This window comes from Pseudoalteromonas sp. 1181_04 (assembly GCF_052850545.1).
Genome location: NZ_VXCS01000029.1, coordinates 38803 through 55674, shown reverse-complemented (window position 1 = coordinate 55674; position 16872 = coordinate 38803). Strand labels below are relative to the sequence as shown.

Below are 16872 nucleotides of genomic sequence, written 5' to 3'. Positions count from 1 at the left end.
TTTGCAATTGTTGGCAAATTGCTAAGCTTTGCGTATACGCGGCTTTGGCTTCAGGTAATTGGCCAATATTACTTAGTAAGTCACCTAATCTATCTAAGGCGATACTCAAATGCCTTTTTCCTTGGTTTGTAACCGTACTTTGCAATTGTTCTATCTTGGCCCTAGTCTGGTAGATAGCTTCATCAAGTTGTAAAGATGACAATAGTAGTTCATTTGAGGTTTCAGATTCAGAGTGTGGCAGCTCGATATTTAATTGAATATTAGAAGGTAGTTCAATTATTTGTTGGCGAACACTCCAGATATCAGGCGCCCAAGTGACAACATTAGCTGCACATGTATAAGGTAGCTCAATGAAAATAGGGCTTTTTACAATATCTTCCAACTGCGAGCGGCGCTTATTTAAAGTTGCTAAGGTTTTGGCTCTTAGCGTATCCCAAATCCCTTCTTGATCTACCTGTGTTAGCGCTAACCAAACGGGAGAGTGGCCTGCGTTAGCGTCAAAAATTTCATCAATAACTTTATTTGGTAAATCTGTTTGAGTTATTGGTTTTATACGGCGTAACGGTTTACTGTGACTGCGCATAAAGTCATCTAGCCGCTGCTTAAGGGCAAAACTCGCTTGAGTATTTTCAACAAATACAAAAAAAAGAGAGAAGTCTTTGTGCCACTCAAGTGTGAGTTTTAACTCTGACCAGATGGCCTCAAAGTCATGATTGTTCATCAAAGTAGTCGTTCATAATTGGAGGAACTTGGTACCAAATACTACCATTTTGATAATTTAAAACTAATGAATGATCAAATAAACGAATAATTGGTGGTAAGTCGCTGGCAAGGTCATTTATATATTGTGCTAGGTTACCGCTGTGCTCTCTGCAATGAATTAACCATTTTCTATCTTGTGCATTTAACCATTGGATATTTTTAGTTTCTTCTAAAATTGCTTGCTTCACAGGAGTGCTATTAACTCTATTTACAGGAAAATTGACTTTACCAAGTACTGCTTTTTTAGTGGTATGGCGTATTAAAGCAAACATTCGACGAACGTTACCACCGCATAGCCATGCAAACTCCTCTATCACGGGCTTTGAAATATAATTTTCCCACTCAGGAAAACGTTTTTCGACTACACACACCATTTTGTCTATACCTTCTGGGTTTTTCTCAATTGGCTTTTCTTTTTTAGGTGTTTGTATAACTTTAAAATTTGGTAGCGAAAAGCTCCCAGAATAAAATTGGTCAATGCTAGGAAGTACAGCATGGATATACGGGGGAACAGTATAAATTACGGTAATATTTTCAAAAGATAATCGGGCAGGAGAGTTAAAAAACAAGTCTTTAAGAGATTCAAATAATACGTGTTCTTGACCATTAGGTGCAGACAGTCTTTCTAATGAATCAACAACAAGAACAACTTTATCTTGATTGGTATGTCGTTTAACTGATGCAGCGACATCGTTTGCAAACTTGATGGCCTCTTGAAAAAACTTATTTGAGCTATTAGCAAATTTTATTAATTCTTGTTTAAAAGTTATATTTTCTTCTAGGGAGAACTCAACCTCAGCCCCAGCTGCTTTTATTTTAGGTTTTAGCTCTACTTTTGAGTCCATTGCTTTTTTTGTGCGTTCCCAAATTGTTTCAGTAAGGAAATCATCACCATATGCTTTTTTAACAGCGTGAGATAAGCCAGCTAATGCAGTAAAAATCAATTCAGTTTGAGTAATTGCAGGCTCATTTAAATCTAAAAAGGAGTCTGCACTGCAGTAAAAAGCCGGTATGTTTTTTACTTTGAGATCAGCTAATAAACGCTGGAGTTCAGTGGTTTTACCTGCGCCTCTAAGTCCAGAGAATAAATAACAGCCAGGAGTATCTTCCCATTCGATGGCCTGTTTCATATCTTCAACACTGTCGTGAGCATCATCAGGAGCACGATTAACATAGTAATTTAATATATCATCGCGTTTAGCCGTATCTAGGAATGCATTATGAAAGTCTTTAGGGGTATTCATCAAAAGTCCCATCAATTGGTATGTTCAAACTTAATTAAGTTAAAGATAGCATGCGAGGTAAATTAGTGTCACTAGATTACTAGTGATATTAGTGTTTTAACCAAACACACATCTAAAGCATGCGCCTTGTGGTTTTGGTACATAAATTAAATCACCGCCGTGGTTGAGCATAATTTGCCTTGATAGGCTCAAGCCAATACCTGATCCTTGTTGTTTAGTGGTAAAAAATGGTACGAAGATCATATCCACCACATGTTCGCTGATGCCTGGGCCATTATCGCTGACTTCAACATAGAGTTGTTGGCTGGCGTTTTGTGCCAAGCTGAGTTTGATGTTTGGCTGAGCGGGGCTTTGCGCGTTATATTTTTTGTTGCTGCTTAACACTTCAAGTGCATTTTTTATCAGGTTTACTAATACTTGCTCTATTTGACTACTGTCTAGCATCACTAATTGCTGGCTTTTAATTGTAAGTTCTATATTGATTTGCAGCTCACGCGACTGTTGTTGATGCAAGGTGACAATACGCGCTAGCATATCGGCTAAATTTTCAGGCGCTAAATTAGGTTTAGGTAAGCTGCTAACTTGGCGAAAACGAGCAATAAAGTCGCCTAAATGTGCCGTTCTTGATGCTAAGGTGCTTAGTGCAAGCTGTAAGTCTTGTTTATCTTCAATATTAATAAAACACAGTTCTTGTGGCAGTAAATAGCTGCACGTATCAGCTAACGATGAAAGCGGGGTAATAGAGTTGGCAATTTCGTGCGTAAGTACTTTAGTTAAGCGCTTATAAGCTTGTTGTTCTTTGAGTTGTAGTTGGTCATGAATTGATTGTAGGCTTACTACGCGACGCACTTTGCCTTGTATTTCGGCGATACTGAGTTGGATAGAAAGCGTGTCGTGCTGCTCGCCATTTTGCCAATAGGTGGTGCTGCGCATATTGTTCTTGGCGTTCAAAATTAGTTCACCAACAGCGCCTAATTCTCGTAGATGCTGGAAGCTTTTACCCAGTAGTTTGCTGACTGCTGGGTTTGATTCAATCACTTTGCCGTTGTCGTCACATACCATAACCGCTAAATCAACATGAATAAGCAATGCTTGCAAAAACTGCGCTTGTTGTTCGGCATTAAAGCGTGCTGTTTGCATTTGCGTTTTTACTTGCTCAAATTGCTTAAGCATTGGGTGTTGTTGGCCAAGACCTAAGGTGCTGTCGCCATTGGCTAAGGCGCGGATCACCATTTCTGCTTGTTTTTGCTGGCGCTTAAAGAGCGTAAAAATATGCGTTATCAAGGCCGCAGTGACTAATATAATTAACAGCGAAGTTGCTGAAAGCCCATTATTTTGTAATAGATAACTAACGAGTGCGCTGGCGCTAATAAGTGCCACAATATTAATAGTTAATAATAAATGAGGGCGCATTGTTATAGCCCATACTTTTCAAGACGGCGATACATAGCACCACGCGTTAACCCTAAGGCTTTGGCCGCATGGCTAACATTACCTTGGTAATGTGTTAGCGCTGCACGCACAGTGCGCTGCTCGAGCATCTCAAGATCAAAGGTGTCGTATGCCTCGTTGTCATTGGTGGTTGTATGATTAGTAGCACCAGCACTACCAATCACTGAGCTAACATCAAGATTATCGCCATCACTTAAAATAACAGCCCGCTCAATAGCATGAGCAAGCTCGCGGACATTGCCTGGCCATGCATATTGACAAAGTAAGCTCATATCATGTGTTTTTATGGTTAAGTTGCGCTTGTACTTTTGTGCGAAATGATTGAGGTAATAATCTGCTAGCATTGGGATGTCATCACTGCGTTCACGTAAAGCCGGTAAGCGAATTTCAACGGTGTTTATTCGGTATAACAAATCTTGGCGAAAACGCCCCTCGGCGACAGCTTGATCAAGATTGTCGTTAGTGGCACAAATTAGGCGGATATCAATATCAACTGCTTTACTGCCGCCAACAGGTGTAATTTTGCGGTTTTGTAATGCGGCAAGCAGTTTAGCTTGATGCTCTAGGGGTAAATTACCCAGCTCATCTAAAAATAAACTACCGCCTTGGGCGAGCTCAAATTTACCAATTCGATCGCTTTTGGCATCGGTAAATGCGCCTTTTTTATGGCCGAATAGCTCACTTTCAAATAGGTTTTGTGCCACAGCACCCATGTCTAAACTCATAAAGGTTTGATTATGGCGCATACTTGCTTGATGAATGGCATGCGCGGTGAGTTCTTTACCTGTGCCGCTTTCGCCGGTGATCAGTATATTGGCATCAGTTTGTGCGGCTTTTTCAATGGTGGTGAATACCTGCTGCATAGCGGCGCTTTGACCTAAAAACTCAAATGGCTGATTATTGAGTACTTGATTAAGGCCGTCCTTTTGACGGGTAAGCTTACCCACTTGCTGTTTGTCTTTGGAATGTGAAAAAGCCGCCGCCACAGCGCCAAGTAGTTGCTCGTTTTGCCAAGGTTTAGCAATAAAATCAGATGCGCCTGCTTTAATAGCATCCACCGCGAGTTGAATGTCGCCGTAGGCGGTCATTAACAAAACAACGATATTAGCGTCTTGCTCGATGATTTTTTTTAACCAATAAAAACCTTCTTTGCCGCTGATGGAGTCTTGGGTAAAGTTCATGTCGAGTAAGATCACATCAATTGGCTGATCAGCTTTGCGTTGCTCGTTAATGATGCCTGCAATTTCAAATGGGTTGTCAGTGGTTTTAACGCTTTGATAATGCTGCTTTAGCAATAACCGTGCGGCGATTAGAATATCGGGGTTGTCATCAACGATTAAAAGCGAGCCTGTGTGTTTCATGATTTTTATTTTTATAGAGTTTTATTTAGCCTAAAACAAAAAAGGAACAGTGTCCATAAGTGGACGTTTATAAAATAAAAAAGTGTTCTATTAACGGACACTACAAACATAATAATAATTTCATTTAATTATAAGGTATTGAATTTTAATATTAAATAAAGTTGGCACAGCGTTTGTAATAATTATCGGTAATTAGTTTATTAAACCTGTATCAAGGTGGCCAACATGGATAAGAAAATAGAACGCTCATTTACTCAAAAGTATTTAAAGAAATTCACCTTTGCAGCATTGGCATTGGGTGTTGCTGCCGCTGCGTATGGGTTTACACAAACAGGTAATACAGGTCGTAGCCAGAATATTGAACGCAGTAGCTTAACCGTTAGCACGGTGAAACAAGGTGCATTTAAAGATGCCTTAAGTTTACGCGGTCAAGTGGTACCAAAAACCAGTATTTACCTTGATACCATCGCCGGTGGGCAAGTTGAGGAGCGTTTAGTGGAGCAAGGCGAATATGTTGAGAAAGGCCAACCACTAGTGCGTTTGAGCAATACCAACTTACAACTAGATGTAATGAGTCGCGAAGCCCAAGTAACTGAGCAGCTAAATTTTTTACGCAATACGCAAATGACTATGGAAACCAGCCGGTTAAATTTACGCCGTGACTTATTAGAAATAGAGCTAAAAATTACGCACCTCACCCGTCGTTTACAGCAAACTAAACCTTTGGTTAAAAGTGGCGTATTAGCGCAGGAGCAACTTGCAGAGTTAGAAGAAGATTTAAATTATTACCACGCTCGTAAAGAGCTCACGCTTGAGCGTCAAAAGCAAGAAAACTCAATCCGTGAGGTGCAAGTCGCACAGTTATCAGACAGCGCTAAAATGCTTGAAAAAAACCTGCAGTTTGCGCGTCGAAATCTCGACAATTTATTAATCAAAGCGCCTGTTTCAGGCTACCTAAGCGAGCTTGATGTGGAAATTGGTGAATCTAAAAACAGTGGCGCGCGATTAGGCCAAATTGATATTCCAAATGAATATAAATTAGTGGTACGCCTTGATGAGTTTTATTTAAACCAAGTACAGCGTGACATGACCGTGATGATTGAACTTGAAAGCGGCACAGTGAACGCCAAGGTGAGCAAAATTGATAGCCGCGTACAGCAGTCGCAATTTCAAATTGAAGTGGATTTACCAAGTAATACCAAAAGCATTAAGCGCGGGCAAAGCATTGATATTGAGTTAATGCTGGGGGGTGACAAAAACAATGCTCTACTGCTTAAACGTGGCGCCTTTTTTACCAACTCGGGCGGTAACTGGGTTTATGTTATTGAGCAAGGTGGCGATAAAGCAGTGCGTCGTGATATTCGCTTAGGCAAAAAGAATCAAAACTATTTTGAAGTGCTTGAAGGGCTCAATGCTGGGGAGCAAGTGATTACCTCTAGCTACAGTAACTTTGATAAAGCACAGCAACTACAATTTTAAGGAAAATAACAATGATCAAACTAACTAATTTAAGCCGCGTATTTCGTACTCAAGATGTTGAAACAACAGCGCTAAGTAGCATTAACTTAACCGTAAACGAAGGTGACTTTTTAGCGATTATGGGGCCTTCTGGCTGTGGTAAGTCAACTTTACTGTCTATTTTGGGTATGCTCGATTCACCTACTTCAGGCAGCTTTGAATTTGCTGGAACTGACATTGCAGGCTATAGCGAAAAGCAACTAGCAGAGCTACGTAAAGCATCGATCGGGTTTGTCTTTCAAAGCTTTAACTTGATTGATGAGCTAACTGTATATGAAAACGTAGAGTTGCCGTTACAGTATCAAAAAATATCAAAAAATGAGCGTAAACAACGCGTAGAAGCCATTTTAAAACGCGTAGGTATTGATCACCGAGGCGAGCATTTACCCCAGCAGTTATCAGGTGGTCAGCAACAACGGGTTGCAGTAGCGCGTGCATTAGTGATTAATCCTAAACTAATTTTAGCCGATGAGCCAACCGGTAACCTCGACTCTAAAAATGGTGATGAAGTGATGGCGATGCTGCGCGAATTAAATAAAGAAGGCACCACGGTAATTATGGTTACGCACTCTGATAAAGAGGGTAATTACGCAGATCGTTTAGTACGCCTACTTGATGGCCAAGTGATGCTTGATAAAGCAAATAACGTACAACAAACGATGGAGATTGCATAGCATGTTTATAAGTTACTTTATTACAGCGCTGCGTTCGTTCAAACAGCAAAAGCAACATTTTATTTTAAATGTATTAGGTTTAAGTATTGGCTTAGCTTCAGCAATGTTAGTGGGTTTATTTGCAAGCTTTGAGGCCAACGTTGATCAGCATCAACCAAATGCACAGCAAACATACCGTCTTTCGCAGCATTTTCGGGAAATGGGCGTTGATGCACCAATTACCAACTATTACGCTATAAAAGAGCTTGCTAAAAATACTGCTATTGAAGATATTTTTGCATTAGAGATGCATCCAAGGTTATCGGGTGATTTTAGCGCTAATGGCAACTACTATAAAATGGAAGACTTATTCGCTACGAGCAAAAACATTAATGATTTTATAAGTTTGGATGTGCTCCACGGAGATTTACAGGACTCGCTTAGTGAACCGAATAACATAGCGCTTAGTGAGCGTGAAGCTATTCGGATATTTGGTCGCACAAATGCTATTGGCGAAATATTAACTAAAGATCAAGTGACTTACACTGTGACTGCCATATTTGCTAACTTGCAAGATAACACTCATTTTGCATTTTCGGGATTGGTGGCAATGCAAAATGAGACACCCAATTACCAAATGAATAACTTTTATGTTTATGTACGCTTCTCAGCCAATATTAATCTTGTCGCTGAGCAAGCGCAGTTAGCACAGGCCTATCCAGCGCTTGTTTATCCTAGTCAACCTTTGGGATTTGTAACCTTGTCTTTTCAACATTTGCCTAGTATTCACTTGCACGCGGATAGTCGCTATGAGCTTAAAGAAAATGGATCATATACTGTAGTAATGATTAGCTTTTCTCTAAGTATTTTATTGATTGCAATAGCAGCATTTAACTTTGTTAATATGAGTATTGCTCAATCAGCTAAGCGAGCTAAAGAGGTTGGCGTACGGAAAGCGCTGGGAGCTAGTAAGCCGCAGATAGTTATTCAGTTTTTGGTGGAGTCATTATTAGTTACCAGTTTTGCTGCTATTTTAGCTTGTGTCTTATTGGAGCTTGCTCTGCCATCTTTTAATCAATTGGTTGGACGTGTTTTAGTTTTTGATTACTTGTCAGAGTTTGGTGCAATTTTTATTGCTGTTGTGCTCTTAGTGGGTTTATTGGCAGGAGCATATCCCGCATTGTTTATGTCGTCATTCAGTGCCAAGCGCGTACTTAGTGGTGATATTCAGCGTGGACGCACAGCAATAGTTGTACGTAAGGTATTACTTACTCTACAAGCTTCTTTATCTATTGCTTTGATAATTAGTGCTTCATTCTTACATCAACAACTTAACCATTTACAATCGATAGATGTGGGTTACGAGAAACAACACCGCTTAGAGGTAGATGGCATCCCTTCGCGTAAGTTGTACTTTACACAGAACAATATACTTACTCAGCGTATTAATGCGATACAAGGTGTTAAATCAAGCAGCATTACAGATGCTTCATTCACGTCGTCATTTAATACCAGCTTTGATGTGACTTCAGACAATGGTGAGATGAAAAATGCTGTTATTCCTTTTATTGGAGTAGGATTTGATATTGCTAAAGGCGTCGGTCTATCGTTAATGGCTGGACGTGATTTAAGTGCCAGTTATGGCAGTGATTGGTATAGTCAAACCGAAGATGGTAATGGCAGTGCTGGCGTTTTAGTATCGCAGTCATTTGTTAAGCTTGCAGGCTATGGCAGTGCCGAGCAAGCTATTGGTAAAAAACTTTATACAAGCTCTGGTGATAATCAAGAGGTACTCAATATTGTTGGTGTCATTAAAGATGTCACTATAGGCTCAGCCCGAGAAGCTTCTACGTCGCCTTTAATCCTTGTTTGTGGCTTTAGTTGGGCTAATGAAGGTAAATTAATTATTAACTTCGATCCTAACCAATTCGCTGCTGTAAAAACTCAGGTGCAAGCTATAGTCACTGATGTGCTTAATGTACATAACTCAGATATTGATTTAGTAGCCGATAATTACCGAGCTTTGTATAAAAGCGATGAGCGCGTATCAACCTTGGTTGTAATATTTTGTATGTTGGCCATTATATTGACCTGCTTAGGTACTTTTGGTTTAGCTGCGTTTTCTACTTTACAGCGTCAAAAAGAGATTGCGGTACGTAAAGTGTTGGGAGCATCACGCTTGAGTATAGTGAATTTATTAGCAAAAGAGTTTTTACTATTAGTGCTTGTAAGTGCCGTTGTTGCATTTCCACTTACCTATTGGTTGGTGGGCGATTGGCTTGCTAATTTTAATGACCGCATCGATCAAGTTTGGTGGGTATATAGCTTAGCAGCTTTGGTTATTGCTGCGATTACTTGGCTCACGGTTGCAAGCCTTGCATTTAAAGCTGCAAGCACACGGCCATCGCTTACTTTACGTTATGAATAATTATTAAACCAGCTCCCTACTTGAGGCCTATCGGAATAATAGATAGGCCTTTTATATTTTGTCGTCATAAATGTTGACCAAAAATTTGAGGAAGTTGGTAGCAGCGGGTTTATCCCGCGACAGGAGCTTAAGCCGAGTTTTTATATGCTGCAATGTTTAAATATCTTTAATTTTCACTGCGGGATTACCTGCAACAACAGTATTTGCAGCAACATCTTTGGTGGCGACAGAACCCGCACCAACTACAGCGTTATTGCCAATGGTAACACCCGCTAAAATAATAACGCCCGCGCCAATCCAGACGTTATTACCGATAGTAATCGGTGCTGCAAAGTTCTCTTTATTGAGCCGTTCTGTGGGGTTAACTGCATGAGAGACCGCTAATAATTGAACGTTCGGGCCAATTAAACAATCACTGCCAATAGTAATTGCCCCCTCACTAATGGGGGCATCTAACACCGTACAATTAATGTTTATAAAAGTACGATCACCAATTTGCATTTGCGAGCCATAGTCACAGTGGAAGCCAGCCTCAATGATCACTCCTTCACCACACACTGTAAACAAACTCTTAATGCGTTTTAAATTTCCTTTGCTGGGACTTTTTGCAAACAAGCGACAAGTCTCATGGGCGACTTTGCGTTGCTCAATCAGTGGTTTTTCTAGGCTATTGAATCTAGTTAGATGAGTCATCGTTTTAGGGAGTTAATGAGTATGTATTGATAATAAAACAAAATTGACTGCTAACCAAACGGGATTACCCGTTGTGATCCAATGAAACCCGACTTTAAGCAAAATAAATTAAAGTCGGGTGATGTTTATAAATACTCGGCGACTGAGTATCATTTTTTACTCATTTCGTAATGCCTTTATTGGATCTTGTCGTAACGTTTGGTTGATCGGAAAAAAGCTGGCAAGTACTGATATCGCTAATAAACCCAGCCAAATGACCGTTGTTAACCACCAGTCTATAGGCAGGTCAACCCCAGGTAATGACATACAATAGCCTATAATTAAAAATGCCAACGAAAAGGCTAACACTAAGCTCATTATTATGGGTTGCATGAGTTCTAATAAGCTTTCTTTTAGTAACCTATAATTGTCAGCCCCCATAGAAAGTTTTACGCCTAAGCTATATCTGCGCACTTTAACTAAATAGCTAACAATACCGTTTATGCCAATACACACCATCAGCAGCGATGTTGATGCCAACACAATAGCCAGCCATGCTGCATTTAAGTGACGTTGCCTTTTTTCATCAAACATACTTGTTAAAGAGGCTATGTTATTAATGTCTAATCGTTGATCTACTTCTAATACTGCTTGTTGAATATGGGCAATTGCATTATTTTCATCAGCAACAGTAATCAAATATGTAAATTGTTGCCAACCAGGGTAATCTTTAGGTGTAAAAACTTCAAAGTCTTCACTTTCAGGGCTGCCCGGTACATAGGTGTTGCTGACAATACCTATGATTGAGTAGTATTTTTTATTATCAAAACTCACTTTACTGTTTAGTACTTCATTACTGTTTTTATTAAGTAAATCTGCAAGGCGTTGATTGATAATGATCGGTGGGTTTTCGAGTTGTTCATCCCCTTTGGCAAAGCCATTACCCGTTATCGTTAAGTTAAGTTCAGTAAAGTAATTGGCAGTTACTAAGCTATTACGTGCTTGGGCAATATACTGTCCAGCTTCGTTATATATTTGATTGACATTAACCGTTTTTGGCAGCCTCATTTCGGATGACACAGCTAAGCTGCTCACATTGTTAAGCGCCAGCAACCTTTGGTTAATTGCTTTGTGTAAATTAATACGTTCGCCGGATTTATCGACATTACTATAGTTTATTGTTAATGAATATTTACCTTCTGTATCCAGTCCGTTATCTCTGAGTGCTTCCGAAAGTGTTACTAAAACTACGTGGCTAGCAGTGGTTAATACTAAAAACGAAAACAAAATTTGCAGACCAACAAGTAAATGGCTGGTGGCTGAACTCATTTGCTTGCCCGTGCCTTTACCGCTGCTTTGTAGGCTGCTCATTAAGTTTTGCTCTTTCACTACACTAAGTTCTATAAATGAATAGAGTGAGGCAATACTAATAATTAGAAAAGCTGAAAATAACAAAGTATTAAAGCTAAGAGAAAGCGTGTCTAAACGTTGAATGGCGTCAGCTGCTAGGTTTTGAATAACGATAAAGCCGATTTGAGTAAGTGTTAAAGCAAGTAACACTGCAATACTAATAAGTAAAATATTGTGTTTTAACGTTTCAATAATTAGTTGTTTTTTGCTTGCCCCAAATGCAAAGCTGATTGCAAGGGGTTTGATGCGCGTAATGGCTTTAGCGAGCTGCATACTAGAAAGGTTGATAAGTGCAATGAGCATTAATAAGCACACACCCAATAATAGCATTAATACAATTTTACCGCTGTCACCCCTAAGTGCATCATTAAATGCAATAACACGCGCATTGACAGTAAAATCTTTTAAAATATCAGCGGCATGTAACTGTGCACCTTTAAGTGATAAGTCAGCTAATTGTTCCGTGATCTCTTGCTCTGAGGCTGTGGGCTTAAATCTAACAACACTCTTATACGCGCCCATGAAACCGTTAGATGTTTTAGGGTTAAAAGCTTCGTCTGCATCAATAGGAAGCCATATTGCATCATTTATATTGCTATAAGTGGGTAATATAAGATCATCGGGGGCGACACCAACAACGGTAAAGCGACGTTGATTGAGCTGTATTTTTTTACCAACAATATTCGGGTCACCACTATAGTGGGTTTGCCAAGCGCGGTAGCCTAATACGACCGACATTTGCTGAGTACCGAGTGCTTCTGTTTTGTTAAATAACCGACCAAGTTTGGGTTGTACGCCGAGTAGATCAAATAAATTATGTGTGGCAAGTATTACGTCCACAGCAGGTCTTGTTGGTTTATCTAGTAGCTTGTAGTCAGTCCATCGATGGTAAGCAGCAACATCAGTAAAAACGGTATTTTCACTCTGTATGTAGCTCATTATTTTTGAGTTACTAGCGGGCCCTGAATAACCTTTAGAATTAATTGTGCCTTCAAGCAAATATAAGTTATCGCTCTGCTGATAAGGTAGTGGGGCGAAAAACACTAGATCAACCAAGCTAAATGAACTAAGCACCATGGACAGTGTAAGTGCCAGTGTAAAAACGGTGGTGAAATAGTATTGTTTGGCACGTTTAAAAGTATTGTAGGCAGTTTTTAACATGACTGAGCAACCTGTTCTACATTTGCAGGTGTGCTTGGCACGAGTTCATCGTTTTGGGCAACTACAGTACCGTCTTTTAACTGGATATTGCGCGTAGCCATATCGGCATAACGGGGATCATGGGTAACCAATACAATGGTGGTGCCTTGCTGATTAAGATCTTTTATTAACGCCATGATTGCATCGCCGTTTTTTGAGTCTAAGTTACCTGTGGGCTCATCGACCAGCATGATGCCAGAATCGCCAGCTAGTGCGCGTGCAATCGATACGCGTTGTTGTTGACCACCAGAAATTTGATTCGGATGTAAATCAGCTTTATCAGCCAAACCTACTTTTTCTAGGCAATCTAACGCTCTTGCGTGACGTGAAGATAGCGAGTCTCCCCGATATTTTAATGGTAAAGCGACATTTTCAAGTACGGTCATTTCATCAATTAAGTTAAACGATTGAAACACAAAGCCAATGCGATTACCGCGTACTTTCGCACGTTGGTTTGAGTCCATATCAGAGACGAGTAAACCGTCAATGTAATATTCACCACTTTGAGGGGTGTCGAGCAGCCCCATAATGTTAAGGAGTGTTGACTTGCCGCAACCAGAAGGCCCAGAAATAGAAATAAACTCGCCGTCGTACACGGTAAAGCTAATCCCTTTTAAAATTTGACTGACTTGTTCGCCATTAGAAAAAGACTTGCTTAGGTTATTAACTCTTAAAATTTCAGTATTCATATTATTCTTCCTTAACCAGCAATTTTTATTGTTGTTGTTTCAGCGGGGATATCTAATGTAGAAATAATGACTTGTTCACCAGGCTCAAGTCCTGACAACACTTGGATGAGCTGGCCAGATGCTTTGCCATATTGCACTTCAACTTTAACGGCTTTGTTATCCATTGTGAGTTTAAATAATGAGCCATGACTGCCTTCGCTTGCACCTGTTGGTTGTTTTATATAATTCACCTCTTTTTGTACATCGGCAAAAATAGTCGCATCTACTTGTTGCATGGGTTTCATGGTGTCTGATTCAGAAACCTCGAGCTCAATATCAATTTGTACAGCACCGTCGCTGATCACAGGATCTACACGCACTACTTGGCCGCGCACCTGGTCATTCAACGTGCTAATTTGGGCTGTCATACCTATTTGAATTAAATGAGCTTGAATTTGCGGTACTTTTATTTCACCAACTAGAGGGGAGAGGCTCCCTATTAGTGCCAGTTCAGAGCCAGCACTGACACTTTGCCCTAAACTTAAAGGCAAGCGTTGAATAACACCATTCATTCCCGCTTTAACTGAAAGTTGCTCTACCATTAATTTGGCGACATCAAACTCGTCTTGCGCTTGGGCTATTAAGTCATCTTGAATTGAAAGCGACTCTTTTTGCATCTGTGCTAATTTATCAAGCTTAGATTCTTCAAGGTTAATACGCTTTGATAGCTGTTTGGCTTCGAGCTCATTTTTCTTCGCGCTGATCCCCGATACAATACCTGATTTAGCCAGTGTACGTTCTGCTTCAACTTGCAGCATGGCTATTTCAGATTGTGCTTTTAGCTCTGACACGGTTGACTCGTTATTTAACAACTCACGCTGTTGCAGTAATACGGTTTGCCGTTTTTGGGTTTTGGCATTTTTAAGCTTTGCTAACGCCAAGCGGAGCTTACTTTCTAGCTCGGGGTTATTTAAAGTGAGGATCACTGTGTCATGGTTAACCACAGCACCCGCTTTTAGTTTTATTTCGTCAACCACCGCATTACTTGTAGCTGTGAGAAGTCGTTTATTGATTGATTGCAATGAACCATAGCCATCAACCTTAATTGAAAAATCACCGCGCTCAACCTTCGCAATGGTGACAGAGTCTTTTGATATAACTTCGGCATTATCTGCAAAGCCTAATTGCCAGCCAGAGATAAGCATAACGACAGATAAACCTATCAACCCTTGATAGATTAGTTTGGATGTAAATTTCATAGTTATTCCTTTTTTAAACGAAAATACGGCAACGTATCAATTAGGCAATAATGTATTAATAATTTTACTGTAACCAAACTGTGACTATGTTTAAAATCAAGTAGTTAAGCTGTTGTGGTAATGATAGGTTGCGTAGGTTATGATTGGACTAAGTAAAAGAAATTGGCCGTTAAGAGCTGTAATGGAAGTATGTTGATTCAATTAGGTGAATATTGCTTAGATACAGATGGAATGTCTTTGCAATTTGATAAGCAAGTGGTGACACTAGAGCCCCAAGTATTTGCAGTATTAATGTACTTAATTGAGCATCATGAGCGTTATATATCAATGGATGAGTTGCATGAAAACTTATGGAAAGACCGCTGTGTTTCAGATGCGGCTGTACGGCGGATTATTAGTAAAATACGCTTAGTGTTGAATGATGATCACAAAAATCCTAAATACCTACAATCACTTTCTAAGCGCGGCTATAAATTAATTTGTCCTGTCTCTAAATTTTCTACATTGTCGGTCTCAGAAGACAGTAAAAAACTGAGCTCCACAGAAAGTAACAACACAAAAAAAACGAAAACTTTTCTGCTTTTTGCAATTATAGCTTTATTGATTTCGTTAGCCTATTTTATATATGAAAATATTGATGACGAATCACATTTCGTTACAAAAGTTATAGACTCGATTATCTCTGATAAAAAAGCGCTGGTAGTTTCAAATGATGGTCGGTTTATCGCATTTACAAGTAAATTAAGACGTGGAAATGACTATCAAATTTATTTAAAAGATCAAGATAGTCAAACAGTCAAAGTGCTAGTTGATGATACAAGGTTACCTGGGGGCTTAGCTTTCTCACGTGATGGAAATTACTTATTCTTCTCTGATAATGTCGGTGATGCAGCATCATTAAAGCGGGTAGCTCTTAAAAGTAAAGAATATGAAATAGATGTTTTAGTGACACATTTTTATTTTATCTCAGATGTGTTTATCGATGAAAATGAAAGTAAGGTTATTTATTTTTCAGCTCAAAAAAGTAGAGAAAGCGCAATGCTTATCTATAAATTCAATACTGACGCTGGTTTGGTAGAAGAAGTGACCTCTGTCTCTCAAAAAGGAGAACATGATAGCCGAGCTGATATTTCACCAGATTCAGGTAAGTTGGTTGTACTTCGAGTTTATATGGATAGTAAGCGTAATTTTATTCGAGTTTTAGATTTAAAGGCGGGCAGTGTACTTTTTCAGTATGATCAAAATGAGGTTATTTATGATGTTCATTGGCTTGATGATGAACACATTGTTTTATTAGATGATAAAAAGCTAGCTAAAATAAATGTTAAAACTGGGCGTTTAGATGAAATCGCCACTACAGGCCAAGGTATTATCTCACTTGATGTGGTGATCCCAAACATGCTGTTTGCTATTAGAGATACCTATGGAATCAGTACAATTACTGAGAAAAAATTGCCGTTAAGTAATTTTAAAGATATCGAATTGTTTCATGGTGAGCAATCAGGGCAACGTCGTATTGTAGATTATCAACCATTGGGAGATAAGGTTTGGGCGATCGAGAAACTAAAAGGTATAAGCGATTTAGCTTCTTATAAAAAACAAAAGCCAAAGGAAAAGGTGGTGTTTTTAAGTACGAAAAAGTCGCTTGAGCTGATAGCACCCTCTCTGTCAGGGCAATATGTATTAATTAAACTCCAAGGTCGTATAGCTATACTTAATACGCTTAATAATAATCTAACCGATATATCTAAAACGGATGAATTGATTGGCGATATTGCTTTCTCAGAAGATGAAAAATCTATTTTGTACACCAGAAAAAGTAATGGTGAATGGTTGGTTTTTGAATACTCTATTAAGGAAGAAACAGAATCCATTCTTTTTGAGGGGTATCGTTTCGTCCGACAATTTAAAGGCGGTTATTTATTAGGTGATAATACAGGCAAGTTGTCTCGTTTTGATGTTAATTTAAAAACAATAAAACCACTACAGATAACTGTTTCAAAAGAAAAAAACACTAACTGGGATGTTGTAAACGGTAAAATTTTATGGAGCAGCCACAACTTAATAAATACAACATTCAATGAAATCGATATAGATGATGTTGATGGCTCTAGCCTAAGCTCTAAAACGTTTGACTTTAGTGTGATCAGACCAAATTTTTATGTGGACAAAATAAATAATACGGTTGTAGTTGAACGTTTAGGTAGTAGGACTAGTGAAATAATTACAATTGAAATTCAGTGAG

At 39.2% G+C, this 16872-nt stretch carries 12 protein-coding genes; 4 read left to right on the top strand and 8 right to left on the bottom strand.

Translation table 11 applies throughout. The features are described from left to right. From FW757_RS19960 to FW757_RS19945, 4 genes are all read right to left on the bottom strand, one after another. Positions 1 to 721, bottom strand: a 721-nt coding sequence (locus FW757_RS19960) for a hypothetical protein (RefSeq protein ID WP_446441606.1), incomplete at its 3' end; no start/stop codon positions are given. Beyond that, a complete protein-coding gene (locus tag FW757_RS19955) occupies positions 708 to 2006 on the bottom strand; it encodes a hypothetical protein (protein WP_446441605.1) in 1299 nt (432 codons plus the stop codon). The genes FW757_RS19955 and FW757_RS19960, both read right to left, overlap by 14 nt. Positions 2007 to 2102: 96 nt before the next feature. Continuing rightward, complete coding sequence (locus FW757_RS19950) at positions 2103 to 3419, bottom strand: sensor histidine kinase (RefSeq protein WP_446441604.1); 1317 nt, start codon at positions 3417 to 3419, stop codon at positions 2103 to 2105. Between the two features lie 2 nt (positions 3420 to 3421). Further along, entirely contained in the window at positions 3422 to 4819 is a 1398-nt protein-coding gene (locus tag FW757_RS19945) for a sigma-54-dependent transcriptional regulator (RefSeq protein ID WP_446441603.1), read from the bottom strand. Between the two features lie 225 nt (positions 4820 to 5044). On the opposite strand from FW757_RS19945, the gene FW757_RS19940 reads away from it, so the two are divergent. Genes FW757_RS19940 through FW757_RS19930 form a run of 3 tightly spaced genes read left to right on the top strand, consistent with a single transcriptional unit; the run spans position 5045 to position 9418 of the window. Beyond that, positions 5045 to 6298, top strand: a complete 1254-nt coding sequence (locus FW757_RS19940) for an efflux RND transporter periplasmic adaptor subunit (protein WP_182730663.1) — start codon at positions 5045 to 5047, stop codon at positions 6296 to 6298. Between the two features lie 11 nt (positions 6299 to 6309). After that, positions 6310 to 7011, top strand: a complete 702-nt coding sequence (locus tag FW757_RS19935) for an ABC transporter ATP-binding protein (RefSeq protein WP_446441602.1) — start codon at positions 6310 to 6312, stop codon at positions 7009 to 7011. Between the two features lies 1 nt (position 7012). After that, positions 7013 to 9418 (top strand): FtsX-like permease family protein, encoded by a 2406-nt coding sequence (locus FW757_RS19930; protein WP_446441601.1) that lies wholly within the window; start codon positions 7013 to 7015, stop codon positions 9416 to 9418. A gap of 156 nt (positions 9419 to 9574) precedes the next feature. Here FW757_RS19930 and FW757_RS19925 read toward each other — a convergent pair whose 3' ends face one another. From FW757_RS19925 to FW757_RS19910, 4 genes are all read right to left on the bottom strand, one after another. Next, a complete protein-coding gene (locus FW757_RS19925) occupies positions 9575 to 10111 on the bottom strand; it encodes a sugar O-acetyltransferase (protein WP_446441600.1) in 537 nt (178 codons plus the stop codon). Positions 10112 to 10267: 156 nt separating this feature from the next. Next, a complete protein-coding gene (locus tag FW757_RS19920) occupies positions 10268 to 12661 on the bottom strand; it encodes an ABC transporter permease (RefSeq protein WP_182740164.1) in 2394 nt (797 codons plus the stop codon). After that, positions 12655 to 13389 carry an ABC transporter ATP-binding protein gene (locus FW757_RS19915; RefSeq protein ID WP_404687525.1) on the bottom strand — a complete coding sequence of 245 codons (735 nt, stop codon included), beginning with the start codon at positions 13387 to 13389 and terminating at the stop codon, positions 12655 to 12657. Before FW757_RS19915 ends, FW757_RS19920 begins: the two co-directional genes overlap by 7 nt. An 11-nt stretch (positions 13390 to 13400) precedes the next feature. Next, complete coding sequence (locus FW757_RS19910) at positions 13401 to 14627, bottom strand: efflux RND transporter periplasmic adaptor subunit (protein WP_149982301.1); 1227 nt, start codon at positions 14625 to 14627, stop codon at positions 13401 to 13403. Positions 14628 to 14816: 189 nt separating this feature from the next. Between FW757_RS19910 and FW757_RS19905 the strand changes: the two genes are divergently transcribed. Then, positions 14817 to 16871: a winged helix-turn-helix domain-containing protein gene (locus tag FW757_RS19905; protein ID WP_446441599.1), complete on the top strand. Its 2055-nt coding sequence runs from the start codon at positions 14817 to 14819 to the stop codon at positions 16869 to 16871. The last annotated feature ends 1 nt before the right edge of the window (position 16872 follow it).

Coding starts and splice junctions, on each gene's coding strand:
- FW757_RS19955 (WP_446441605.1), bottom strand. CDS start 2,006: ATGAATACCCCTAAAGACTTTCATAATGCATTCCTAGATACGGCTAAA.
- FW757_RS19950 (WP_446441604.1), bottom strand. CDS start 3,419: ATGCGCCCTCATTTATTATTAACTATTAATATTGTGGCACTTATTAGC.
- FW757_RS19945 (WP_446441603.1), bottom strand. CDS start 4,819: ATGAAACACACAGGCTCGCTTTTAATCGTTGATGACAACCCCGATATT.
- FW757_RS19940 (WP_182730663.1), top strand. CDS start 5,045: ATGGATAAGAAAATAGAACGCTCATTTACTCAAAAGTATTTAAAGAAA.
- FW757_RS19935 (WP_446441602.1), top strand. CDS start 6,310: ATGATCAAACTAACTAATTTAAGCCGCGTATTTCGTACTCAAGATGTT.
- FW757_RS19930 (WP_446441601.1), top strand. CDS start 7,013: ATGTTTATAAGTTACTTTATTACAGCGCTGCGTTCGTTCAAACAGCAA.
- FW757_RS19925 (WP_446441600.1), bottom strand. CDS start 10,111: ATGACTCATCTAACTAGATTCAATAGCCTAGAAAAACCACTGATTGAG.
- FW757_RS19920 (WP_182740164.1), bottom strand. CDS start 12,661: ATGTTAAAAACTGCCTACAATACTTTTAAACGTGCCAAACAATACTAT.
- FW757_RS19915 (WP_404687525.1), bottom strand. CDS start 13,389: ATGAATACTGAAATTTTAAGAGTTAATAACCTAAGCAAGTCTTTTTCT.
- FW757_RS19910 (WP_149982301.1), bottom strand. CDS start 14,627: ATGAAATTTACATCCAAACTAATCTATCAAGGGTTGATAGGTTTATCT.
- FW757_RS19905 (WP_446441599.1), top strand. CDS start 14,817: ATGTTGATTCAATTAGGTGAATATTGCTTAGATACAGATGGAATGTCT.